Below are 23914 nucleotides of genomic sequence, written 5' to 3'. Positions count from 1 at the left end.
GTTCACAGTCTCGCCGGGCTAGTCCAGGTCGCCCACCGAGACCAGGCCGTCGTGACGGCGGCCATCGAAGATGATCGTCGGGATCTTCACGGTGTGGATGCTCTCCTCGACCAGCCGCGTGTTCGCGGCGATGATGTCCGCGACCTCGTCGGAGGCGGCGACGGATGCCACGTCGGCGACCTGTTCCTGGCTCAGGCCGAATTCGGCCGACCAGTCCTGCAGCAGCGCGGTGGCGACAGCCGGCTCGGCGCCGTTGATCACGCTCTGCCAGGAAACGCCCTTGTCATCGACTTCCGTGTAGATCCGGCGCAGGATCTCCCAGTCGACCGGCGTGGCGGCGTCGGCGAGAGGGTTCAGCCGCAGCGCCTCGAGGTACTGGGTGACGAGCAGCGAGTTCTGGAACTTGTAGCCGTCGGCGGCGGCGATCGGGTAGGCGATGTAGGTGAGGTTCATCCGGTCGTCGAACCCGGCCTCCTCGATGTTGTTGAACAGCTGCAGGCAGTAGGTGCAGCCGGGGTCGATGACCTCGAGCGCGGTTTCCTTCTTCGCGTCGTAGACGCCCAGGTAGCTGGCGTTGGCGGGCAGGTATTCCTCGGCCTCCCAGTTCTGCATGCGGGAGGGGATCGCCGAGAACGTCTCGCCGAGGCTGGCGAAGTCGTTGCCGAAGGCGCCGATCACGTCGCCGGAGAGCAGGGACTCGCCGAAGGTGGGCGTCTGGTCGGGGATCGAGCAGGCCTCGGCGCCCAGGCTGCAGGATGCGGAATCCTGCTTGTTGCAGGTGCCGTAGACGTACAGGTTCACACCGCTCTTGACGACGACGTATGCGCTCCAGACGGTGGTGAGCACCACGAGCAGCGCGACCACCTCGAGGGCGACGGATGCCGGGCCGACGAGCTTCGGACGGCGCACCGCCAGCGGCGCGAGCAGGTGGTCCTTGATGTCCTGCTTGAAGGTGGTGTCGCAGGGGCGGAACGTGACACGGCGGAGGGTGCAGTTCCACGCCCTGCCTAGGTAGCGGCGGTATCGTGCCGACACGGCCCCCATGAGAACGAGAACGATGAATGCGGCAATGCAGAACACTTAGGAGAGGCCTTTCATCAGGCGCGCGAGGGCCTGTGCGGCCTGATCGACATCGGCCGTGGTTGAGTGCAGTCCGAGCGAGAAGCGCAGCAGCGGCGGCAGCCCGAGCTGGTCTTTCAGGTAGTGGTGGGCGCAGAAGTAGCCGCTGCGCACCATGATGTGGGACTGGGAGAGGAACACGGCGAGCCGGTGCGAATCCTGTTTCGGGGCGTAGGCGCTGATCACCGGGCTGGCCGCGGTGTTGACCAGAGTGAGGCCGGGGATGTCGCCGAGACCCTCGAAGAGACGCTGCGAGAGACCCTGAAGGTGCTCGGCCGCGGGCCGGCCGCCAGGGCGCACCTGTCCCAGCCACTCGATCGCATGGCGCAGGGCGATGATCTCGCCCCAGGCCTGCAGCCCGGGTTCGAGCAGGGCGCCCGGGTCGTTGGCGAGAAGGTCGTAGGAGTCTTCGCGGACGTCCGCCACCATGCCGCCGCCCACGAAGGTGAGCTCGAGGGAACTGAGCAGCTCGTGGGTGGCGACGACCACGCCGAGGCTGGCGCCGTACATCTTGTGGGCGGAGAAGCAGAGCGCGTCGGCCTCGGTTTTGGCCAGCAGGGTGCGTTCGTGCGCCATGGCCTGGGCGGCGTCGAGAATGACGATGCCGCCGCGGGCGTGGGTGTCGCGCACCAGGTCGGTGAGGTTGGTAAGCAGACGCCCGTCGATGTTGGAGGCCACGTTGACGACCACGATCGCGCGTTCGAGCTGGGCCGGCCGGTAGACCAGGGCGCCGTCGGGGGCCCGGTCGAGCACCAGGCGGGGCACCCCCAGTCGGGTCGCCGCCGTCATGGTGGGCAGGAAGACCGAATTGTGCTCGATGTGGCTCGTGACCATCTGCCCGAACCGGCCCTGCGGCAGCTGTTGCAGCAGCAGGTTCAGCCCGAAGGTCGTGTTGAGGGTGAAGGAGACCGCGTGACCCCGGCCGGAGAGGCCGAGCAGCTCGAGCACGGCCCGGCGGGCGTCCTGCACCTCCCGGTCGACGCGGGTGCCCCAGGCGTACTTCACGCGCCCGCCGCAGGCGTTGTACTCCGTGTAGTACTCGGTCAGGGCGTCGAGGACCGGCTGCGGCCGGAGGCTCTGACAGGCGGAGTCGAGGTAGACCGCGCCGGGTTCGAGGTAAGCGAAATCGGCGAGACGGCCGGTTTCGACCGCAACCGGTGGCGTGCGCCGGAACAACCCAGTGTGCTTCATTGCCTTCAATTCTTTCCGGCTCATTCTAGGCGAGCAGCGGGTTCTGCCCGGCGCGGCTGGGAACCGGCTGGGAGCGTGGTGGTCATAGCTTCATCCGTCGCACCGGGCTAGGCCTGGGCCGCAACGAGCACGGTCCAGGTGAGACCGAAGTCGTCGCTCGCGACGACCCCGCGTCGGTCGGCGGCGAGGAGCCAGGGCACGCTCCCGCCGACGAAGCCGAAGGCCTCCGGGCTGCCGTCGGTCTGTCCTCCGCGGGTCCAGGTTCCGCTTCCGGCCTCCTCGTGCCAGAGCACGCCCTCCGGGTCGATGCCGACGACACCCCCGCCGGCCGCGGCATCCTGAACGTCGATCAGGTACAGCATCGGTGCGCCGGGGACCAGCGCGAACGTGCGCCCGGCATCCTTGCTCACGGCGAGGCCGTTCTCGGTGGTCGCGAAGACCCGGTTGGGGGTCGCCGGGTCGGCGGCGAGGTCGCGCAGCGCCACCGCGGCTCCGGGCGACCAGGTGGCCCCATCGTCGTCGCTGATGCTGACCCTGCCGGCGGCGGCGTCGTAGCCGTAGACGCGCAAGGCTCCCGGCGGCAGGGTCACCGCGTCGAGGTCGTGGAAGTCGGTCTTGCCGGCGAGAGAGACGTTCGACCACGTGGCTGCCGCATCCACGCTGCTGATCAGTCCCACGTTGGGGCCCACCAACGTGGACTCGTCGGAGCCCGGATGCCCGGAGGCCAGCAGCAGGCCCGGCGCGGCCACCGTGAAGCCCATGGCGTCGAAGGCCGGGCCATCGCTCGGGGTGGGCTGGGTGAGCCCGGCCTCCGGCGCGCCGGCCAGGTAGCTGTCGGGCAGCAGGTCGGTCGGGATCTGCCACACGCCCTGGTGCGTGCCGGCGTAGGTCTTGCCGGTGGACGGGTCGGCGCCGAGGCCGTGAATGTGTTCAAAAGCCGCCGTGGTGGGGGCGGACGTGCCGGTTGGCGGAGCAGCCGGAGTGGGCGCGCAACCGGCCAGCGCGGCCGCGAGGCCGACGGTGATCAGGGCGGCGCCGCCGAAGCGGAGGGTTCTGCTGGACGTCGTCATGGGTCAGTACGCGGCGAGGAGGTCGGTCATGACGGCGATTTCGGCGGATTGCGACGCGACGATGGTGGCCGAGAGGGTCTGGGCGTCGGCGTTGCTGCCCTCGTCGATGTGCGTCTGCGCCATGGCGATTGCGCCCTCGTGGTGCGCGATCATCAGCTTGAGGAACACCCGGTCGGCGTCTGCGCCCGAGGCGTTGCCGAGCGTCATCATGTCGGCCTCGCTCATCATGCCGTCGGTGCCGTGGTTCATGTCGGACATGCCGCCCGTTTCGGCGCCCCACTCGCCCAGCCAATCGGTCAGCTGGGTGATCTCGGGCTCCTGCGCGGCCTTGATCTTGGTCGCCAGGGCGACGACGCGCGGGTCGGTGCCGTGCTTGGCGAGGAAGTCGTCGCTCATCGCGACGGCCTGCTCGTGGTGGGGGATCATCATCTGGGCGAAGTCGACATCCGCGGCGTTGGCGTTGGCGGACGCGGTGGCGGTGGGTCCGTCGGCGGCCGGGGCGTCGGCGGCCGGGGTCGGGTCGCCGCAGGCGGTAAGGGTGAGCGCCGTGGTGAGCGCGGCGGCGGCGATCAGCGAGGTGCGGATGGTGCGGAGCATTCGTGTTCCATTCGTTGACAAAAGGGTGAGAAACCGGGGGCCGGGGTGCGGCCGGGCCGCGCAGGCCGGTGGGGTGCGCTGGCGAGGGTTTCGGCCTAAATGCGGCTGATGGAGAGCAGGGTGAGGCGGGGCCGATGCAGGTGCAGCGGAATCTCCCAAAAGGAGCCGACGATGAAGCTGCTGGCCTCGAGCAGGCGACGGCAGGCCGACGGGCGCCGTGCCAGCAGAATCAGGCCGACCAGCACAAGCAGCAGGGAACACGTCATCGAGAGGGTGGCCAGACCGGACATCGCGTGGGTGTCGGCGCTGCCGAGTGCGCCGGCGGACAGGGCGACCACGGTCGCGGTCGCGGGCGCGATGCGCTCAAGCAGCGGGCCGGTGAGGGATGCGGGGAGGGATGCAGCGAGGGATGCAGCGAGAGGCGCGGCGGATGATGCGGTGTGCCCGGCCGCGGAGTGTGCGTCGGCGGTCATCGCAGTGGTCATGGTTGTTGACGCTGTTGTTGATGAGGGAGCCGGAGCGGTCGGGGCCGAGGACAGGCCGCCCGGTCCGTGCGCCGGCCCGTGTCCGGTTCCGGCCGTGTGCGCCGCGAGCAGGCAGAGCAGCAGCGCGGCCATCATGAGCAGGGCGGAGTGGAAGACCCGGCGTCCACCACGGAGCGAGATCGCAGCGCGAGTGTGCAGCTTGCCGCCTCCGTCCGAACTGTGGTCTGGGCTTCCGTCGGCCTGTCGCTCACCGTGGATGCCCTTTCAGGATATACCGGGCGGATCGGCGTCAGCTGGGAGCAGCCTCGGTCCGGGGCGACACCCGGGCCGGGGCTCACCCCCAGTCGAGCGCGAGCACCCACGACCCGTCGGTGTCGCGGCGCAGGTCGTAGCGGTGTTGTTCCTCGTCGCCGCGCGAGGCATCGAGGCGCCAGAGCTCGGTGTCGATGCGGGACGGCACGCCGCCGGCATTCTCCCACCAGCGGGTGCGGGTGAAGATCGCCTGCGGCTGGCCGATGACGGTGTGTTCGAACCGGTTCCAGATGAACGCCCGCGGGTCGCCGTCGATGGACAGCTCCACGTCGACGACTGCGTCAATGATCTGAGGCATGCGTGGCTCCCTTGATTTTCTCGAACATCTATTCGATTCTGTGAGTGTAGTTCATGCCGCCGACACTCGCCAGACCCGATCAGGAAATCGCTCGCGACCCCGGCACCGAGGACTTGCCCGGTTCTCGCGCGCCCAGGCTCGACGAGCCGGACCGGGGCGTGAGCCCGAGCCGCCGCACGATCTCGGCGGCCTCCTCGGCCGGAGCGCGGCCGGCGTCGATGGAGATCGCGCGCTCGTCGGCGTCAGGCGCCTCGAGTGTGGCCACCTGCGAATCGAGCAGGGAGGTCGGCATGTAGTGGTCGAGGCGCGTCGCAAGCCGGCGCCCGATCAGGTCCGTCGACCCGGTCAGGTGCACAAAGATCACGTTGTGCTCGCGCAGCACGTCGCGGTAACGGCGCTTGAGCGCCGAGCAGGTGATGATTCCCGGCGCCCCCGCCATGGTGTGCTCGATGATCCACGAGGAGACCGTGTCGAGCCAGGGCGCGCGGTCATCGTCGTTCAAAGGCCGACCGGCAGACATCTTGTCGATGTTCGCCTGGGGATGCAGGTCGTCGCCCTCCTCGAGATCCCAGCCCAGCTGGCCGGCGAGGAGCCCCGCCACGGTGGACTTGCCGGATCCGGAGATGCCCATGATCACAAGCACGGGCTGCTGAGTCTCGAACATGCTAGATCACGATATTCAGCAGGAGGACGCCGGCAAGGCCGACCACGGAGATCAGACATTCCATCACGGTCCAGGTCTTCAGATTCTGCCCGACGGTCGTGCCGAGATACTCCTTGACGAGCCAGAACCCGGCATCGTTGACGTGGGAGAGGAAGAGCGAACCGGCGCCGATGGCGAGAACCATCAGCGAGACATCCGTGCTGCCCAGGCTGGCCGCGACGGGGGCGAGGATGCCGGCGGCCGTCACGGTGGCGACGGTGGCCGACCCGGTAGCGACGCGAATCAGGGCGGCGACGAACCACGCCAGCACGAGCACCGAGACGCTGCTGCCGGCCACGGCGTCGGCGATGACGGTGCCGATGCCGGTGTCGATGAGCACCTGCTTGAACCCGCCGCCCGCACCCACGATGAGCAGGATGCCCGCGATCGGCGGGAGGGAGTCGGAGAGGGACCTGGCGACCCCGGCGCGGTCCATGCCGCCACCGCGACCGAAGACGATCATCGCGTAGATCACAGCGATGCCGAGGGCGATCATCGGCGTGCCGAGGAAGTCGAGCGTGGCGTTGAGAGGCGAGGTGGATCCCGGGTCGATCGCGTCGGCGATCGATCGGGCGAGCATCAGCACGACGGGGAGCAGGATGCCCGAGATGGTGATCAGGAAGCTCGGGCGCCGCATGTTCTCGCCCAGACCCTGATCCTCGTTGGTGAGGAACAGGGCCGGCACAGGCACGGAGACCCAGCGGCTCGCGAACCGGCTGAAGATCGGGCCGGCGATGATGACGGTCGGAATGGCGATGAGCACGCCGATCGCGAGAGTGAGCCCGAGGTTCGCATCGAGAGTGGTCACGGCCACGAGCGGACCGGGGTGCGGCGGCACCAGGCCGTGCATGACGGACAGGCCGGCGAGGGCCGGGATGGCGATGCGGATGAGCGAGAGCCCGCTGCGGCGGGCCACCAGGATGATCACCGGGATGAGCAGCACGAGGCCGACTTCGAAGAACATCGGCAGGCCGATCAGCCCGCCGATCAGGGCCATCGTCCACGGCAGGGTGCGGGCGCTCGAGCGCGTCACCAGCGAGTCGACGATGCGGTCGGCTCCGCCGGAGTCGGCCAGCAGCTTGCCGAACATGGCGCCGAAGCCGACCAGGATGCCGACGCCGGCCATGGTGGCGCCGAAGCCGGCGCTGAAGCTCGTGACGGCGGCGGCGGGAGCGAGGCCGGCCCCGACGCCGACGCCCACGGCGCCGATCGAGAGGGCGAGGAACGGATGCACCTTGAGCCAGGTGATGAGCAGGATGATCACCGCGACGCCGACGAGGGCGGCGAGGATGAGCTGGAGGTCGCTGCCGGCCGGTTCAATCGGAACCACCGGAGCCGCGTAGGGAAGAATCATCTGAATTTCCATTCCGAGGCTGCTTCACTGCGACCTCATCGTCCAATAATCTGATTAATCAGATATTTGAGTTTGGCACACGAATCGCGACTCCGGGACCAACGCCGGTACGATCACGATGGGCGACGTAGCGACGACGCGCGCGGCCAGTCCGCAGGGAGAAGCTGAGATGAACCGTGGGGCGGGCGCAGGAGTGTGGCGTGAGCGAGGGCTTCATGCGCGGGTGGTGAACTCGCTGGGCCAACAGATCGTCGACGGCGGATACCTGACCGGCGACATCCTGAACCTGGACGTGATCAGCGAGGAATTCGCGGTTTCTCGCTCCGTGCTGCGCGAGGCACTGCGGGTGCTGCAGTCGCTGGGTATGGTCGAGCCGCGGCAGCGGGTGGGCACCCAGGTGCTGCCTCGCACCTCCTGGGACCTGATGCACCCGCAGATCATCTACTGGCGCGGACGCGGCACCGACTATCTCACCCAGATGCGCGAGATGCTCGAACTGCGCCTCGGCATCGAGCCTGTGGCCGCCCGACTGAGCGCGCGCCTGATGACCGCCGAGCAGCTGGACGCGGTGCGGGCGGCAGCCGAGGGCATGGTCGCGGCTGATCTTGCCGGCGACGGTCGCGGGTTCCTCGAGGCCGACATCGAGTTCCACTCCCTGATCCTGATCGCCTCCGGCAACAGCGTGATGGGGCACTTCGCCGGCACGGTCGCGGCGCTCCTCCGCACGCGCGAGGAGGAGAAGCGCTTCACCATCACCGAGTACACGCCGCCGTCGGCCCACCGGCACAACCAGCTGGCCGAGGCGCTGTTCGCGCGCGACGAGGATGCCGCGTACCGCTGGTCGTATGCCACGATCGAAGCCACCCTGACCGAGTTCATCCAGGAATCGGGCCGCGCCGAACGGGGCCTCGGGGCCTGAGGCTGCCGGCCTGGCGCAGTGTCCGTTGCCCGGCACCTCGTGCTCAGAGCCGGGCGAGCCGCTCGATGTCCTCCAGGAATTCGCTGGCGACCTGGGCCGACACGGTCGTGCGGGTCGACCGGATCGCGACCAGGTAGTCCTCGGTGCCCGGGCCGCCGGGCGTCGACTCGTCCTCCCCCTCGAACAGTGCGCGTTCCAGCGCCTGCTGGGAGGCGCGCCGGGCGGCGTACTCGATGTCGGCTGGTGAGAACCCGTCGCTTGCGGTGACGAGCGCGCTCAGGTCGACCGTGCTTTTCCTGCCCTCGGGGATGTAGCGCTCCCAGATGGCCTGGCGGGCGGCGACATCCGGAAGCCCGATCGGGATGACGTAGTCGAAGCGTCCGTGCCGGAGAAAGGCGGAATCGAGGGCGCGGATGAAGTTCGTGGCGCAGACCAGGAGCCGGCCGGGCTGCTCGCGGAAGGCGGGAATGATCTTCAGCAGCTCATTGGTGACGCCCTGCAGCGCCGAGGGTGGCTCGCCGCCGCGTTGCGCCGCGATCTCCTCGACCTCGTCGATGAACACGACCGCGTGCTCCAGCTCGGAGATCTTCAGGAAGGTCTCCCGAAGCGCACCGGCAAGGCCCTTGGGGTCAGCCGCGAGCCGCGAGGGGAAGACCTCGACAAAGGGCCATTCCAGCCGCGACGCGATGGCCTTTGCGAAGGTGGTCTTGCCCGTTCCGGGAGGCCCGAAGAGCACGACCGCCTTCGGTGGCACGACGCCGTACTGTTCGGCCATGTCGGGTTTGGCCAGCGGCATGACGAGCCTTCGTTCGAGCAGCTCCTTTTCGGTGCGCATGCCGCCGACGCCCTCCCAGAGATCGCGCGGCAGGATGCGCCCGCCCAGTTCGCTGAGCGACCGCAGCTCCTCGCGCTGCACCGGGATGTGGCGCTCGAAGTAGCGCAGGTGCTGCTTGACCTCGAAGCCCCGCTTCACGAAGGCGTCGACGCGCGTGGCCGATTCGGGCATCAGCGCGGACAGCTTGGTCAACGCGTGCCGGGACATCTTCTTCTCGAGGGTGGCCAGCAGGGCCGTGCCGATGCCGCGGCCCTGGTAGCGCTGCGCGGTGGCGAGGAAGACGACCCAGCCCTGGGCGTGGGCGGCGCGGCCCACGGCGGCCCCGACGACCTCGTCGCCGGCAAGGGCGACCACGGCGTCATCCTTCTGGCAGGAGGCCAGCACCTCGGACAGGCCGTAGACGGGCTCCGTCTTGGCGGCCGTGATCTCTTCCCAGAGGCGAAGGATGCCGTCGAGGTCGTCCGAGTGAAAGTCGCGGATCCGCCAACCAGTCATGAGTGCTCCTTCGCGCCGACACGTACGCTTCCCAATCTATGGCACTTGCGGCGCCGAACTAGCGATCAGCCAAGCGGCGGGCAAGGTAAGGCGCGGTGCGGCTGTGCGGGTGCCGCGCGACGGCATCCGGGGTTCCGGTCGCCACGATCTGGCCGCCCGCATCTCCGCCGGCCGGTCCCAGGTCGATCACCCAGTCGGCGGCGGCCACCACATCGAGGTTGTGCTCGACGACGATCACCGTATTGCCGGCGTCGACGAGGCGGCCCAGCTGGGCCAGGAGAAGGCGGACATCCGCGGGGTGCAGTCCGGTGGTCGGCTCGTCGAGGAGGTACATCGTGTGGCCGCGGCGGGCGCGCTGCAGTTCGGTGGCGAGCTTGATGCGTTGGGCCTCGCCGCCGGAGAGCTCGGTGGCCGGCTGGCCGAGACGCAGGTAGCCGAGCCCGACCTCCCGCAGGGTGGCGAGGCTGCGGGCAGCGGCCGGCACGTCGGCGAGGAAGCCGGCGGCCTCCTCGACGCTCAGGCCGAGCACGTCGGCGATGGACTTGCCGTGATAGGTCACCTGAAGGGTCTCCGGGTTGTAGCGCGAGCCAAGGCAGGTCGGGCAGGGCGTGTAGCTGCCGGGCAAGAAGAGCAGACCGACGCTCACCGAGCCCTCTCCGAGACAGGTCTCGCAGCGGCCGCCGGGCACGTTGAAGGAAAACCGCCCGGCGCCGTAGCCGCGCTTCCGGGCCTCGTCCGTGGCCGCGAAGGTCGCGCGCACCGCGTCGAAGAGCCCGGTGTAGGTGGCCAGGTTGGAGCGCGGAGTGCGCCCGATCGGCTTCTGGTCCACGCGCACCAGGCGGTCCACGGCCTCCAGGCCGGTGATCCGGTCGACCCGCGCCCGCGGCTCGGGGTCGCCGCGTTCGCCGTCGTTGCCGTCGTCGTCGTCGTTGCCGTCGTCGTCGACGGCGCCTGCGGCTGCCGTCGGATCAGAGGCGACGGCGACGTCGGACTCCGGATGCAGCGCGAGCCGCACGGCATCCGCCAAAACCTGGCTGACCAGGGTGGATTTGCCCGAACCGGACACGCCGGTCACCGCGGTCAGCACACCGAGTGGGAAGCCGGCGTCGACGCCTCGGAGGTTGTGCCGGGTGACACCGTGCAGGCCCAGCCAGCGTTCTGGTGTGCGCAGCGCCGCGGGCTGGGGCGCGTCGGGCTGGAGCGTGGCTGGCGCGGCCGGCTCCGGCGCGGCCGGGAACAGGAACTGCCGGGTAACCGACTCCGACACATCGGCCAAACCTGCGATGGGTCCGCTGTAGAGCACGACGCCGCCGCCGGCCCCGGCCAGCGGGCCCACGTCGACGACCCAGTCGGCGCGGCGCACGATGTCCATGTTGTGCTCGACGACGAAGACCGAGTTGCCGGATGCCTTCAGCTGCTCCAGCACGAGCAGCAGCGGTTCGGCGTCGGCCGGGTGCAGCCCGGCCGACGGTTCGTCGAGCACGTAGATCACGCCGAACAGGCCCGAGCGCAGCTGGGTGGCGATGCGCAGGCGCTGCATCTCGCCGGGGGAGAGGGTGGGCGTCGCGCGCCCGAGGCTCAGGTAGCCGAGGCCCAGTTCGAGCAGCACCTCGATGCGGGCGAGCAGGTCTCGGGTGAGGGTCACGGCGGCCTCCGTGGGCTCCGCGGCGTGCGGCCTCGCGGTGTGCGGCTCCGCGGAATCAGGCGCGGCGGTGCGCTCGGCGCCGCTCGCCCGGAGCGTCGGGCGAAGCAGCTCGGCGAGCACGGTCAGCGGCAGCAGGTTGAGCTGGGCGATCGACCGGCCGGCCACCGTGACCGCCAGGGCCGCGGGCGTGAGACCGCTGCCGTCGCACAGCGGACATGGGCCGGATTCGACGAACCGCAGCGCGCGCTCCCGCTGACTCTGGCTCTTGGAGTCGGCCAGGGTGTGCAGCACGTAGCTCCTCGCGCTCCAGAATCGGCCCTGGTACGGCTTGGCGATGCGGTCGCGCTGCGGGGTGACCTCCACCACGGGCTGTTCCTCAGTGAACAGGATCCAGTCCCGCGCAGAGCGCGGCAGGTCCTGCCAGGCGGTGTCCACGTCGTAGCCAAGGGTGATCAGGATGTCCCGCAGGTTCTTGCCCTGCCAGGCGCCCGGCCAGGCCGCGACGGCGCCGTCACGAATGCTCAGGGCAGGGTTGGGCACGAGGGTTGCCTCGGTCACGGTGTGCGCCGTGCCGAGGCCGTGGCACTGCGGGCAGGCGCCGGCCACGGTGTTGGGGGAGAAGGAGTCGGACTCGAGGCGTGGGGCAGCCGCCGGGTACATGCCGGCCCGGGAATACAGCATGCGCAGCGAGTTGGACAGGGTGGTCAGGGTGCCCACGCTCGAGCGGGAGCTGGGCGCGCCTCGGCGCTGCTGCAGGGCCACGGCCGGCGGCAGCCCCATGATTTCGTCAACCTGCGGGGTGTGGCCCTGCTGGATCAGCCGACGCGCGTAGGGCGCGACGGACTCCAGAAACCGGCGCTGGGCCTCCGCGAAGATGGTGCCGAACGCCAGCGACGACTTTCCGGAGCCGGAGACCCCGGTGAAGGCGACGATGGCGTCCCGGGGAACGTCGACATCAACGTTCCGGAGGTTGTTCTCCCGAGCCCCGCGCACCTGCACGTAGCCCGCGAATGGCGCGTTCCCTAGTGCGGTCGACGGAGCGTTCCGGGTCGAGGCGGCGGTGTCGGCGTCAGGGCGAGGCGGTTGCATCCGCCGACTCTAGCCCGAACGTCTGGGCGGATGCCGGGCTAGAGACAGTGGACCTGAGAGGCGACGCGGTATACTGGTGAATTGCGATCCCGTCCGCTGATGGTGGTGGGCCGGTCTTCATCTCGATGCTCAACCGTGACAGATCCCGATGTTCTACCGTGACAATCTCGATCGCTCTTCTATTGAACCAGGCTCAGCGGCGTGCCGTTCAAACCACGTTTGAGACTGAGAGAACCATTGGCTGATACATCCGGATCCACCGCTACCCACTACGTTTCCCTGCTGCGTTGGGCGTCCCTGAAGAGAGCGTTCCTGTCCCGCCAGTCCCCGCCGAGCGCCGCCCCAATCGGCGAGCGTCGCTGAGTACCCCATGGCCGACCGCACCACTCCCACCGGTTCCGATCAGCAGGTACCTGCCAACCAGGTCTCGATGCCCCGCTGGGCCGAACTCAAGCGCGCTTACGTCGCGCGGCTCTCGAAGAGCGAGCGCGCCGCACTGGCCGCAGCCGCCGAGCATGCGAACGACCCCCCGGAGTGACCCGTCGGTTCCCCTGAGCCGTTGTAGAACCAATTCGACGGAGATTTTGGCGTGAAAGCGCTCTTTCGCAGGATTTAGGTCCGATTCGCGCAAAATCTCCGTCGAATTCGTTCGGGCCGTAAGGGCGCGCCGGTCACGGCAGGCGCAGGTGGTCAACGGGCATCATGACCAGCGGCGCGCGCAATTCCATCAGGTCCCGGGCGTGCTGGTCGAGCCGCTTGTCCTCCGGGGTGATCAGCGTCAGTGGTTCTACCGGCTCGGCGTGCCCGTTCGCGCCGAGTGCGACGAAAATGCTCATGCACTGCGTCGTGAGGTGCAAATCGTGGGGCGTGCGTGGACTGCCCGAGCGCACCCGGATGCTGATGTGCATGCTGCGCTTGCCTGTGTGGATGAGCCGGGCATCCACTTCGACGATGTGCCCGATGTGGATCGGCCGGTAGAAGTGGATGCCGCCCGAGTAGACGGCAACGGCCGCTACGGAGCTCCAGGCCGCCGCCGTAGCGAAGGCGGCCTCATCGATCCAGCGCATCACGGTTCCGCCGTGGGCGTTGCCGCCCCAGTTCGCGTCGGCGGGGTCGGCCAAAAACCGGAACACCGTGCCTGGCGTGGTGCTGTCATCGGTATATTCCTGTGAGCGCATGACAGTCTGGATGCGCTTGCGCGGCTCGAGCCGGGCCGTCGCGTTCTCTTGCAGCTCCCGGTCGACGTCGGAGTGGGGCACCCACAAGGGAACTTCCTGCGGCTTCCCGGCATCGTCGACGGCGACGAAGACGAGGATGCAGTGGGTCGCCGGACTGTATTCGCGGGCGCGGACATCCGTGGTCTCGACCGTGACAAGCACGTGCATGCTCGTGCGTCCGGTGTGGATGATGCGGGCGTGCACCTCGACCAGGTTGCCGGGCTTTATCGGCCGGGTGAAGTGCACATTGCCGACGTAGGCGGTGACCGTGTCGGATGCGCTCCAGCCCACCGCACAGGCGTAAGCGGCCTTGTCAATCCACTCGAGCACGCTGCCAGCGGCCACGGTCGCGCCCGAAGCGGCGACGTCGGCGGGAACGGCCATGAACCGCAGGGTGATGCGGTCGTCGGGCATGCCCGCGTCGAATTGCGACATCGAACGGACAGGTGCGGCGGTCACGGATACTCCAACGAAAGCAGGTCAGGGGCTTCGGTCCAGACTTTCACATCCGGGCAGGCTGCGGGACAGGGCTGCGGGACAGGGCTGCGGGACAGGGCCGCGGGACGGGGCAGCCGGGACGGGGCAGCCGGGGCAGGGGAGTCGGGTGCGGGCCAGACCGTTGCCGGTCAGCCGTGGGTGCGGCGGTGTTCCTCGAGCGCCTCGACGACAAGGTCGTGGTCATCGCGCTGGACCAGCCCGGAGACGCCGACGACGCCGATGAGCGAGCCCTGTACGCGCAGGGGGAAGGCGCCGCCGTGCGCGGCGTGTGTGTTCGGGTCGAGGTTCGAGTCGGTGCTGAAGTCGCGGGAGTTCGCTCGGAAGCGCATGCCCACGGCGTAGGAGGAGTTGGCGAAGCGCCGCACCACCCGGAACTTGTTCTCGAGCCAGGCGTCATTGTCGGCGCAGGCACCGGGCAGGGCGGCATGGAAGACGCGCTGGTCGCCGGACATGATCGATACCGCGATCGGATGCCGCCGGGCGTTGCCGAGTTCCACGAGCCGCGACCCGACGGCCCAGGCGTCGCCCACGTCGAAGGAGTCGAACTGAATGACACGTTCCTGCTCGAGAAGCAGCGGAAGAAGGTCTGCGGCGTCGTGCGCGTCGGTCATCGCATGCCTTTCGGGTTGAATGATGAACAGGGCAGAGGCGCCCGCAGTCAGTCTTCCACTCCCGCGCTCGCAACGGGAGCCGGTGCTAACGCAAACGGGTCGCCGAATATCGATAAGCGTCGATATGCTAGGAGGACCGTCATCACGGACAAGTCGTCCCCTCTGGATGCCGGTCTAGGAGATGGTCACCCATGGCACACATCGAGATTTTCGAACCGGGACTGTGCTGCGGCACAGGCATCTGCGGAGTCGACGTCGACCAGGCGCTGGTCACCTTCTCCGCGGACCTCGATTTCACCCGCGCGAACGGCGGCGACATTGCCCGATTCAACCTGGCCCAGGAGCCCCTCGCCTTCGTGCAGAACGAGGTGGCCCGCCAGTTCCTGCACACCGTCGGCCAGGAGGGCCTGCCCGTCACGCTCGTAGGGGGAGCCACCGTGCTCACCGGCCGCTACCCGACCCGCGCCGAGCTCGCGAGCTGGACCGACGTGGCGGCTGTCGACACCGGCGCGGCCAGTCACCGTGCGGCCGTGCAGCCGGAGGGAACGGTGCGGCTGCTAGCCATGGCCGGGTCCGGTAGCGCCACAGCCACCGAGCTCACTGAAAATACCGCGGGCGCCGATGCCGGCTGCTGCGGCAACGGCGGCTGCTGCTAGGGCCGATCATGACGACCCTGCGCTTCCTCGACGACGCCCCACGTTTCCTCTTCTTCACCGGCAAGGGCGGGGTCGGCAAGACCTCCATCGCGTGCGCGAGCGCGGTGCGTCTGGCCGAGTCCGGGGCATCCGTGCTGTTGGTCAGCACCGATCCGGCCTCCAATGTGGGCCAGGTCTTCGGGGTGACCATCGGCAACACGGTCACGCCGATCGCGGCGGTGCCCGGCCTGTCGGCCCTCGAGATCGACCCCGAGCAGGCGGCCGCGCAGTACCGCGAACGCATCGTCGGCCTGGTGCGCGGCCTGCTGCCGCCCGCCGAGATGGCCTCGATCGAGGAGCAGCTCTCGGGTGCCTGCACCACCGAGATCGCCTCGTTCAACGAGTTCACCGACCTGCTGACGGATGCCGCGTGGACGGCCGCGTACGACCACATCCTCTTCGACACGGCCCCCACCGGGCACACCATCCGTCTGCTGCAGCTGCCCGGGTCGTGGACCGACTTCCTCACCGAGGGCACGGGCGACGCGTCCTGCCTCGGGCCGCTCTCCGGCCTCGAGAAGCAGCGCGCCGTCTACGCCGAGGCCGTGGCCGCCCTCGCCGACCCTGCCCGCACCCGGCTGGTGCTCGTGGCGCGCGCCCAGGGCGGCGCCCTGCGGGAGGCCGCCCGCACCCAGGCAGAACTCGCCGCCATCGGCATGCAGCGTCAGCACCTGGTGGTCAACGGCATCCTGCCGGCCGGACCGGCAACGCTTTCTGATGCCGATGCGGGCACGCCCGCCGAGGCCGACCCGCTCTTCGACGCCATCCGGGTGCGCGAACAGCAGGCGCTCGCCACGATGCCCGCGGGGCTGCGCACCGCGCCCACCGACTACGTGGGGCTGAAGAGCACCAACATGGTCGGCTTGGCCGCGCTCCGCAGCCTGCTCGAGCCTGAAGTCGTCTCGACACTGGGCACCGGAATCGCCACGGTCGCTCCGGGGGCCCCGCTCTCGGCCCTCGTCGACGAGATCGAGGCCGGAGGCCACGGCCTGGTGATGCTGATGGGCAAGGGCGGTGTGGGCAAGACCACGCTCGCGGCGGCGATCGCCGTCAGCCTCGCCGAACGCGGGCTGCCCGTGCACCTCACCACGACCGACCCGGCCGCGCACCTCGATGACACCCTGGCCGGCGGGCTGGCGAACCTGACCGTGTCCCGGATCGACCCGGCCGTCGAAATCGCCAACTACACCGAGCGGGTCATGCGCACGAAGGGCGCTCACCTCGACGCGCAGGGCCAAGCCATGCTCCGCGAGGACCTGCGTTCGCCGTGCACGGAGGAGATCGCCGTGTTCCAGGCCTTCTCCCGCGTGAGCCGGGAGGCGAAGGGCACCTTCGTCGTGATGGATACCGCGCCCACGGGCCACACCCTGCTGCTGCTGGATGCGACCGGGTCGTACCACCGCGAGGTCACCCGGCAGCTGGGCGGCGGCATCCGTCTGACGACGCCGATGATGCGGCTGCAGGACCCGGAGCAGACGAAAGTGATCCTGGTCACCCTCGCCGAGACCACGCCTGTGCTCGAGGCCGCGGAGCTGCAGGCCGACCTGGAGCGGGCCGGCATCACCCCGTGGGCGTGGATCGTGAACAACTCGATCGCCGCGGCGGCGCCGACCAACCCGCTGCTGCTCGCGCGGGCCCGGAACGAGCTCCCCGAGCTCGAGCACGTGCACGAGAAGCGCGCCCCGCGGCTCGCGGTGGTGCCGCTGCTGGCGGAGGAGCCGGTGGGCATTCCGGCGCTGCTCGCGCTCGCCGCGGGGCGGCAGCCCGCGCCGGCATCCGTTCGCTAGCTGGCCGGTCGGCCAGCGAGGGGGTCGGCCGGTGTTCCAGCCCCTACGTCTGTCGAGTCTGAGGTCCCGCAGTACCTGCGTCCCGAACGAATTCGACGGAGATTCTGGCCAAATCGGGTTCAAACAGTTGGAAAGAGCGCTCTCAGCACAAAATCTCCGTCGAATTGGTTCGACACCGAGGGCGGGATGCCAGCTGTGCGGAAAGCGTCCACGCGGTGCGGTCGACTCGCACCTGCCGCAGTGAAATAACCAATCGTCAGGACTGACCCGGTTAGCGCACGACCGGCCGGGCCGTGGTGCCGCGCACGGCAGACCAGACGACGATGACGCCCGCGAGCACCATGGTGACCAGCCCGAGCCCGGAGTAGCCGATCGCGCTCAGGATCAGGCCGGCCAGGGCTCCGCCGAGGGCACCGGCCCCGTTCATCGATAGGTCGGAGAAACCCTGCAGGGCGGCGCGGTCGTGCACGCCCACCACCTCGGCGATCAGCGCCGAGCCGGCGACGACGGATGCCGACCAGCCCAGTCCGAGCAGGATCAGCCCCACCGTCATGGCAGTTTGTGACTCCCCGGCCAGCCAGAAGATCGCCAGCGAGACCAGCAACAGGCTCTGGCCGATGAGGATGACGGGCATCCGTCCCAGCCGGTCGGCCAGCCAACCGAAGACGGGCGAGAGCGCGTACATGCCGGCGACGTGGAAACTGATGGTCAGCCCCACCAGCGTCAGGGTGGCGCCGTGGTCGCGCAGGTGCACCGGGGCCATCGACATCAGGGCGACCATGGTGGCGTGGCTGCAGGCGATCACAACCACTGCGAAGCGGGCCTGCGGGTTGACGCGCACGATGGCCAGGCCGCCGCGCCGCGTGCCGCCGACAGGGTCGACCTCGCGTGCGGCGAGGGCGGTGAGCAGCGGGTCGGGGCGGAGTCCGACCGTGTAGACAACGGCCGCGCCGACCGTGGCGATCAGGGAGAAGGCGAAGGCACCGGTCAGAGGGGGCAGGCCGAGGGCCTTCCCCACGGTCTCGCCGGGGCCGAACAGGTTCGGGCCGAGCACGGCGCCGATGGTCGTCGACCAGACCACGATGGACAGGTCGCGCGCCCGGAATTGTGTGCTCGCGAGGTCGGTGGCGGCGAAGCGGGCCTGCAGATTCGTGGCCGATCCGGCGCCGAGGAGCATCAGGGCCAGCAGGAGCAGCGGGAAGATGTCGACCGCGACCGAGGTGATGGCGAGAACAGCGCCGGAGCCGGCGATGAGCGAGCCGGTCGCGAGGGAGCGGCGGCGCCCGCGGCGCTGGGCCAGGCGGGCCAGCGGTACGGCCGCGAGGGCGGCGCCGAGGGTGCTCATGGTGGCGGCCATGCCCGACCAGGCGCTGGAGCCGGAGAGCTGCGCGGCCAGCAGGGCGCCGAGGGAGAGCGTCGCGCCCATGCCGATGCCGCCGAGGATCTGGCCTGCGATGAGCACCCGCACGACCGTGCGCTGCAGCGGCGTGTGGTCGGCGGGCGCGGGCGCGGGGCGGGCGTCCGGGGTCACGGGCGCGGGCGCATCCGGATTGGTGGACATCGGGCTCCCTTGTGGCATGTGCGCTGGGGTTTCAGCATACCCCAGGGGGTAATTAGACTTCGACGACGAGCAGGGTGTCGAGGGCGAATGTGGCGGCGCCGCCGTCGCCGGGGGCCTCCGGGTCGGTGGCGAGGTCGCGGCGGATGGTCTCGCAGCGCACGACCCGGGAGGCACCCGGGCTTGCGGGGTCGATGCAGGAACGCAGCAGCTCGGGCGAGTAGAGGATGGCCGGATCGCCCGGTCCGGGAGCCCCGGTCGCGAGGTTGGTCTGGTCGTGCCCGAGCGCGACCAGGTGCCCGCCGGGGGAGAGCCACCCGGCGGCGCGGGCCAGCACGGCGCGCAAGGCGGGCTCGGGCAGGTGCAGGTACATCACGGTGACCAGGTCGAAGCTTTCGCCTGACGGATCCCAGGTCGTGGCGTCGCCGACCTGCCAGTCCACCGACACGCCTGCCTCGGCGGCGTGCGCTTCGGCCAGGCCGACGGCTTCGGCGGAGAAGTCGACCGCCGTGACCGTCCAGCCGTGGCCGGCCAGCCAGATCGCGTTGCGACCGTCGCCGGTGGCCAGATCCAGCGCACGCCCCGGCGGGAACGGGCTCACGGTGTCCTGCACGATCTGTGCCGGCAGAGCCGACCACAGACGTCCGGCCTGGCCGGCCTGTGCCTCACGGGCGAGGCGGTAGCGGGTGTCCCATTCGGTGGCGTCCATGGCGTGTCCTCTCGGCGGGCATCCGTCGGTGTGAAGGGATGCTGCGCGATGGCCAGTTTCGCACGGAAGCGGCGGCTCAGCGGGAGAGCGCTGCCAGCTCGGCCCGGGTGGAAGCACCCACCTTGCGCAGCAGGTTGGCGACGTGGAACTTGACCGTGTTCTCGCTGATCGAGAGCGTCTCGGCGATCGCCCGGTTGCGGGCGCCGGAGGCGACCAGCTCGAGCACGCCCTTCTCGCGCGGGCTCAGACCCCACGCGGCGGCGGCCGTGAGCGGTGCGAGCGGCACGTCGAGGGGGAGGGTGACGGTCATTTCGGACCCCCAGCCGGTCGTCGCCTCCAGCCGCAGCGAGCCGTTCAGTGCGGCCACCCGGCTCGTCAACCGGCTGACGCTCGGGCTGTCCGGGGTGAGGTCGCCGGAGCCGTCGTCGCGGATGTGGATCAAAAGGTTGCTGCCGTCGCAGTCCCAGTGCACGCGCACGCGGGCCACCCCGGCCTGCTCGACCAGAGCCAGGACCGCGCCGCGCACGATGGCCCGGGCGGCGTGGGCCACCTCGCCGGGCAGGGCCCGGCCGTTCACGGGCGGCTCGATGAACTGCACGTCGAGGTCGCCGAAGCGCACGAGCGGGCGCAGGTCATCGCGCAGGCGTTCGAAGGCCCGAGCAACGGGCTCCTCGGTGAGGGACCGGTCGAGGTCGGAGACGGCGCGCAGCGCCACCATCGCCGTCGCGGCCAGGTCGATCGCGGTTTGCCGGGCCGAGGCGTCGCTCGTGTTCCGGGAGCGGAGCACGGCGAGCAGGGACTCGAGCGTGGTCGCCTGCGTGTCGGTCAGGTCGGCGACGACCCGGGCGCGCTCTGCGGCGGCCGAGCGGGAGTCGAACGGCTCGATCGAGGGGGCTGGGCGCTGACTATTCACCTCAGCATCCTACCGGAGGCGCGTTCAGCCATCCGTTCGGGTAGGTGCACCGCCCGTTCGGTGGGCCTCCTGCCCGCCCGAAAGAGTGGACCATAAGGGGATGCCCTCTTGCACCGACACCCCCGTGACACTGACCGTGACCGAGTCGCTCGCCGCCATCGCGGCCGAGAACGCCGGGATCGTGCGCCAGCTCTTGACGACGGCGACCAAGAACAGCGCGAACACCACGAACAGCACGAACAGCAGTGACGACACGGCCGGCCTCCCGACCCTCGACCAGGCTGCGGCCGCCCTGCGGGGAGCCCGGCGCGTGTTTGTGCTCGGCGCGGGCCGGTCCGGCCTGGCCCTGCGCATGACCGCGATGCGGCTGATGCACCTCGGGCTCGACGTGCACGTGGTCGGCGAGGTCACCACCCCGGCGATCGCGGCCGGCGACGTGCTGCTGGTAGCGAGCGGGTCCGGCGCGACGGCCGCCGTCGTGCGCGCGGCCGAGACCGCCGCGGCATCCGATGCCCGGGTAATCGCGATCACCACCGCACCGGACTCCCCGCTCGCCGCGCTGGCCGCGGTGACCGTGGTCGTGCCGGCCGCCCAGAAGCAGGACCACGACGAACTCCGGTCACTGCAGTACTCGGGCGCGCTCTTTGAACAGACCGTCGTCGTGCTCGGCGACGCGATCTTCCACAGCCTGTGGAAGGCATCCGGGGCCACGGCCGACGAACTGTGGCCGCGGCACGCCAACCTCGAATAATGCTTTTCACTCACTCAGACCTATCAGACCTCACCAGACGTCACCAGAACCGGAAAGAAGACCATCATGAAGCTTCAAGTCGCCATGGACGTACTCACCACGGATGCGGCCCTCGAGCTGGCCGCGAAGGTTGCACCCTACGTGGACATCATCGAGCTCGGCACCCCGCTGATCAAGGCGGAGGGGCTGCGTGCCGTGACCGCCATCAAGGCCGCTCACCCCGACAAGACGGTCTTCGCCGACCTCAAAACGATGGATGCCGGTGAGCTCGAGGCCGACCTGGCGTTCACCGCCGGCGCCGACCTGGTGACCGTGCTCGGCACGGCCGGGGACAGTACCATCGTCGGGGCCGTCGCCGCGGCCACGAAGCATGGCAAAGGCGTCGTCGTCGACCTGATCGGCGTCGCCGACAAGGTGTCGCGGGCCCGCGAAGTGACAAAGCTCGGCGCCGTCTTCGTCGAGATGCACGCCGGCCTTGACGAGCAGGCGGAGCCCGGCTTCTCGCTCTCGACTTTGCTCAACCAGGGTGAGACCGCCCGGGTTCCGTTCTCCCTGGCCGGCGGTGTGAGCGTCGCCACCATTGCCTCCGTGCAGCGTGCCGGGGCCCGGGTCGCCGTCGCCGGCGGCGCCATCTACGGCGCGGAGGACCCGGCCGCCGCGGCGGCCGCCCTGCGCGCCGCCATCATCTAGCCACCCCGGAGTTGGCGCGGGAGTCCGCGTGGATACGGAAAAAGCACCCTCGTTTCGAGACGAGGGTGCTTTCTCGTGGGGCCAGGGAGGGGGGGGGTGTCAGCCGAGTAGCATCTTGCCGAGCGTGTCAGCGGAGTAGACGGTCGCGGTCGCCTCGGCGGCCTCGGACGGGGAGCCGTAGCCCCACTCCACGAGGATGGCCGGCACGCCGTGGGCGGCCGCACCTTCCGCGTCGTAGCGGCGGTCACCGACCATGACGGGCTTGCTGAGGTCGGCACCGGCGGCGGCGAGGCGCTCGAGGGCCTCCGCCACGACGTCGGCCTTGGAACTGCGCGTCTCGGTGTCGGTGGAGCCCACGATGGCGGTGAAGTACTGTGCCAGGTCGAAGTGCTCGAGCACCGCGATCGCATTGTGCTGGGTTTTGCTGGTGGCCACGGCCATCGGGATCTTCGCCGCGTGGATGCGCTCGAGGAGTCCGGCGACGCCCGGAAAGATGGCGGTGTCCAGCAGGTGCTTGCCCTGGTCGTCGGCGCGATAGACGGCGACAGCCTCGGCGGCCTCCTCCGGTGTCATTCCGGCGTACTCGCGGAAAGCGGCCAGCAGAGGCGGCCCCACGTAGGCCAGTAGTTTCGCGTCGGCGGGAACCGGGCGGCCCAGCACGGCGAAGGTGCGGGCGAGGGCATTGGTGATGGCCGGGGCGGAATCGGTGATCGTTCCGTCAAGGTCAAATATGATGGCACTCCACGTGCGGGTCAATGTCGAAATCACAGCCTAATACTAGGGGTCGGGGGTCGATCCATCGCATGAATTTAAAGAAAAATAGGAGTAATACGCTTTCGCGCGGGCCGCCAGCCCCTAAAAGAGTTTCGATTGTGTGTCGTCGAGTCCGCGCATGGCGTCGTAGTCGAGAACGAGGCAACGGATGCCCCGGTCCTCGGCCAGGGTGCGCGCCTGCGGCTTGATGATCTGTGCGGCGAAAACCCCGATCACCGGCGCAAGATGCGGGTCGCGGTTCATGAGTTCGAGGTAGCGCGTGAGCTGTTCGACCCCGTCGATGTCGCCGCGCCGCTTCAGCTCCACGGCGACGGATCCGCCCGTGGAGTCGCGCGCCAGGATGTCGACCGGGCCGATCGCCGTCATGTACTCCCGGCGCACCAGGATATGGCCGTCGCCGAGCAGGTGGATGTGCTCGGCCAGCAGCTTCTGCAGGTGGGCCTCGACGCCGTCCTTGATCAGCCCGGGGTCGATGCCGAGCTCGTGGGCGGAGTCGTGCAGCACCTCGTAGATGCTGACGATGAGCTGATCGGCGGTCTTGGCGTGGGTGACCGTCCAGACGGCCGTGACGCCGGCCTCCGTCTGGTCGTCATCGGGCTCGGACAGCGCCAGGCTGCACGGCGGGCTCATCCAGTTGAGCGGCTTGTACGAGCCGCCGTCGGAGTGCACGAGCACGCTGCCGTCCGACTTGATCATGAGCAGGCGGGTGGCCAGCGGCAGATGCGCGCTCAGTCTCCCGGCGTAGTCGACGGAACATTTCGCAATCACAAGGCGCACGGTTCGAGCCTAACCGCGCCGCGGCATACGTTCGCCCACCCTCGACGAACCTCCCGCGCCCCGGGTCCGAACCAATTCGACGGAGATTTTGCCGTTTCGGCTTGAAACAGCCCCAAGACCGGCCTCTAGCGCCAAAATCTCCGTCGAATTCGTTAGGCGGCGGGGGCGCTGGTGCGCTCGCGCGCGGCGGGGGCGGCCAGGCCCGCCAGAACCATCAGCGCCAGGATCAGGAACAGGGCGTTCAGGATGCCCCAGGCCTCCCCGAGCAGGCCGAGCACGGGCGGGCCCACGAGGAACGCGAAGTAGCCGATCATGGCGACGGCGCTCACTCGGGCGGCGGCGTTCTGCGTGTCGTCGGCGGCGGCCGACATGCCCACCGGGAAGCCGAGCGACGCGCCGAGACCCCAGAGCACCGTGCCGCTGTAAAGCAGCCCCTCGTTCGGCGCGAGGATGAACAACACCAGGCCCAGGATGCCCAGCGCGGCGCAGGCGCGCAGCACCGGTACCCGCCCGAACCGGTCCAGGATCGGCCCGCCGAACACTCGGCCGACGGTCATCGCCGTCACGAAGACGCCGAAGATGATGGCGCCCTCCGTGTTGCTCAGCCCGTGCCCGTCGACGGCGGCCAGGGCCAGCCAGTCGTTGGCCGAGCCCTCGGCGAAGGTCATGCCCAGCACGATCGTGCCGATCAGGAGGATCCTCGTGTCACCCCACGCGGACAGGCCGACGCGCAGGCGCTCCCGCCACGGCGGCGCAGGGCGCGGCCCGGCCTCCGCCGTTCCCGGCGCGACGCCCGGCTCCGCGCCCGACGCCGACGCCGTC

24 protein-coding genes are annotated in these 23914 nt (G+C 69.6%); 6 read left to right on the top strand and 18 right to left on the bottom strand.

Annotation, left to right across the window (positions count from 1 at the left end; all coding sequences use genetic code 11):
• Positions 1–18 precede the first annotated feature (18 nt).
• The 8 genes from E3T25_RS15340 to E3T25_RS15305 all read right to left on the bottom strand — a co-directional run bounded on the left by E3T25_RS15340 (position 19) and on the right by E3T25_RS15305 (position 7141).
• On the bottom strand, positions 19–1044 hold the full coding sequence (locus E3T25_RS15340) for a DsbA family protein (RefSeq protein WP_233191368.1): 1026 nt from the start codon (positions 1042–1044) through the stop codon (positions 19–21).
• Positions 1045–1080: 36 nt separating this feature from the next.
• Positions 1081–2310: an aminotransferase class V-fold PLP-dependent enzyme gene (locus E3T25_RS15335; protein WP_166786026.1), complete on the bottom strand. Its 1230-nt coding sequence runs from the start codon at positions 2308–2310 to the stop codon at positions 1081–1083.
• A gap of 107 nt (positions 2311–2417) precedes the next feature.
• Positions 2418–3380 carry a F510_1955 family glycosylhydrolase gene (locus tag E3T25_RS15330; protein WP_134375217.1) on the bottom strand — a complete coding sequence of 321 codons (963 nt, stop codon included), beginning with the start codon at positions 3378–3380 and terminating at the stop codon, positions 2418–2420.
• A gap of 3 nt (positions 3381–3383) precedes the next feature.
• A complete protein-coding gene (locus E3T25_RS15325; protein ID WP_134375215.1) occupies positions 3384–3977 on the bottom strand; it encodes a DUF305 domain-containing protein in 594 nt (197 codons plus the stop codon).
• 95 nt (positions 3978–4072) lie between these two features.
• Positions 4073–4597, bottom strand: coding sequence for a hypothetical protein (locus tag E3T25_RS15320; protein WP_166786025.1), 525 nt, complete (start codon positions 4595–4597; stop codon positions 4073–4075).
• Between the two features lie 199 nt (positions 4598–4796).
• Complete coding sequence (locus E3T25_RS15315) at positions 4797–5072, bottom strand: hypothetical protein (protein ID WP_134375211.1); 276 nt, start codon at positions 5070–5072, stop codon at positions 4797–4799.
• 79 nt (positions 5073–5151) lie between these two features.
• Positions 5152–5736 carry a gluconokinase gene (locus tag E3T25_RS15310; RefSeq protein ID WP_134375209.1) on the bottom strand — a complete coding sequence of 195 codons (585 nt, stop codon included), beginning with the start codon at positions 5734–5736 and terminating at the stop codon, positions 5152–5154.
• A 1-nt stretch (position 5737) separates the two neighbouring features.
• On the bottom strand, positions 5738–7141 hold the full coding sequence (locus E3T25_RS15305) for a GntP family permease (protein ID WP_241973082.1): 1404 nt from the start codon (positions 7139–7141) through the stop codon (positions 5738–5740).
• A 211-nt stretch (positions 7142–7352) separates the two neighbouring features.
• Between E3T25_RS15305 and E3T25_RS15300 the strand changes: the two genes are divergently transcribed.
• Positions 7353–8048 carry a FadR/GntR family transcriptional regulator gene (locus tag E3T25_RS15300; RefSeq protein ID WP_158250247.1) on the top strand — a complete coding sequence of 232 codons (696 nt, stop codon included), beginning with the start codon at positions 7353–7355 and terminating at the stop codon, positions 8046–8048.
• A 43-nt stretch (positions 8049–8091) separates the two neighbouring features.
• On the opposite strand, the gene E3T25_RS15295 is transcribed toward E3T25_RS15300, so the two are convergent.
• Together E3T25_RS15295 and E3T25_RS15290 are read right to left on the bottom strand one after the other, a co-directional pair.
• Entirely contained in the window at positions 8092–9378 is a 1287-nt protein-coding gene (locus E3T25_RS15295; RefSeq protein WP_134375205.1) for an ATP-binding protein, read from the bottom strand.
• Positions 9379–9436: 58 nt separating this feature from the next.
• On the bottom strand, positions 9437–12112 hold the full coding sequence (locus E3T25_RS15290) for an excinuclease ABC subunit UvrA (RefSeq protein WP_166786024.1): 2676 nt from the start codon (positions 12110–12112) through the stop codon (positions 9437–9439).
• Positions 12113–12482: 370 nt separating this feature from the next.
• Between E3T25_RS15290 and E3T25_RS16935 the strand changes: the two genes are divergently transcribed.
• Positions 12483–12650, top strand: coding sequence for a hypothetical protein (locus E3T25_RS16935; protein WP_166784790.1), 168 nt, complete (start codon positions 12483–12485; stop codon positions 12648–12650).
• Between the two features lie 133 nt (positions 12651–12783).
• On the opposite strand, the gene E3T25_RS15285 is transcribed toward E3T25_RS16935, so the two are convergent.
• Both E3T25_RS15285 and E3T25_RS15280 read right to left on the bottom strand, forming a co-directional pair.
• Positions 12784–13788, bottom strand: a complete 1005-nt coding sequence (locus E3T25_RS15285; protein ID WP_241976708.1) for an acyl-CoA thioesterase — start codon at positions 13786–13788, stop codon at positions 12784–12786.
• Positions 13789–13955: 167 nt separating this feature from the next.
• Positions 13956–14438: a heme-degrading domain-containing protein gene (locus tag E3T25_RS15280; RefSeq protein WP_134375203.1), complete on the bottom strand. Its 483-nt coding sequence runs from the start codon at positions 14436–14438 to the stop codon at positions 13956–13958.
• Positions 14439–14629: 191 nt separating this feature from the next.
• Here E3T25_RS15280 and arsD point away from each other — a divergent pair, with 191 nt between their 5' ends.
• Complete coding sequence (gene arsD, locus E3T25_RS15275) at positions 14630–15094, top strand: arsenite efflux transporter metallochaperone ArsD (RefSeq protein WP_134375201.1); 465 nt, start codon at positions 14630–14632, stop codon at positions 15092–15094.
• A gap of 8 nt (positions 15095–15102) precedes the next feature.
• Positions 15103–16920 carry an arsenical pump-driving ATPase gene (arsA, locus tag E3T25_RS15270; protein ID WP_277613325.1) on the top strand — a complete coding sequence of 606 codons (1818 nt, stop codon included), beginning with the start codon at positions 15103–15105 and terminating at the stop codon, positions 16918–16920.
• A gap of 271 nt (positions 16921–17191) precedes the next feature.
• Here the strand turns inward: arsA and E3T25_RS15265 are convergent, their stop codons facing one another.
• The 3 genes from E3T25_RS15265 to E3T25_RS15255 form a co-directional block, all read right to left on the bottom strand.
• Positions 17192–18481 carry an MFS transporter gene (locus tag E3T25_RS15265; protein ID WP_134375199.1) on the bottom strand — a complete coding sequence of 430 codons (1290 nt, stop codon included), beginning with the start codon at positions 18479–18481 and terminating at the stop codon, positions 17192–17194.
• A gap of 52 nt (positions 18482–18533) precedes the next feature.
• Positions 18534–19187: a class I SAM-dependent methyltransferase gene (locus E3T25_RS15260; RefSeq protein ID WP_134375197.1), complete on the bottom strand. Its 654-nt coding sequence runs from the start codon at positions 19185–19187 to the stop codon at positions 18534–18536.
• A gap of 76 nt (positions 19188–19263) precedes the next feature.
• Positions 19264–20100, bottom strand: coding sequence for a LuxR C-terminal-related transcriptional regulator (locus E3T25_RS15255; protein WP_104100580.1), 837 nt, complete (start codon positions 20098–20100; stop codon positions 19264–19266).
• Positions 20101–20200: 100 nt separating this feature from the next.
• On the opposite strand from E3T25_RS15255, the gene hxlB reads away from it, so the two are divergent.
• A complete protein-coding gene (gene hxlB / locus E3T25_RS15250; protein WP_134375195.1) occupies positions 20201–20851 on the top strand; it encodes a 6-phospho-3-hexuloisomerase in 651 nt (216 codons plus the stop codon).
• Between the two features lie 66 nt (positions 20852–20917).
• On the top strand, positions 20918–21541 hold the full coding sequence (gene hxlA / locus E3T25_RS15245) for a 3-hexulose-6-phosphate synthase (protein ID WP_134375193.1): 624 nt from the start codon (positions 20918–20920) through the stop codon (positions 21539–21541).
• Between the two features lie 99 nt (positions 21542–21640).
• Here the strand turns inward: hxlA and E3T25_RS15240 are convergent, their stop codons facing one another.
• The 3 genes from E3T25_RS15240 to E3T25_RS15230 form a co-directional block, all read right to left on the bottom strand.
• Positions 21641–22309: an HAD hydrolase-like protein gene (locus E3T25_RS15240; RefSeq protein ID WP_134375191.1), complete on the bottom strand. Its 669-nt coding sequence runs from the start codon at positions 22307–22309 to the stop codon at positions 21641–21643.
• Positions 22310–22396: 87 nt separating this feature from the next.
• Positions 22397–23092, bottom strand: coding sequence for an endonuclease NucS (nucS, locus tag E3T25_RS15235; RefSeq protein WP_104169263.1), 696 nt, complete (start codon positions 23090–23092; stop codon positions 22397–22399).
• A gap of 152 nt (positions 23093–23244) precedes the next feature.
• The coding region (locus E3T25_RS15230) for an MFS transporter (protein ID WP_134375189.1) at positions 23245–23914 on the bottom strand (670 nt) is incomplete at its 5' end.

Source organism: Cryobacterium sandaracinum, from assembly GCF_004403415.1.
GTDB lineage: Bacteria > Actinomycetota > Actinomycetes > Actinomycetales > Microbacteriaceae > Cryobacterium > Cryobacterium sandaracinum.
Note: the sequence above shows the minus strand (reverse complement) of the source record. Positions and strands in the feature narration are given on the sequence as shown.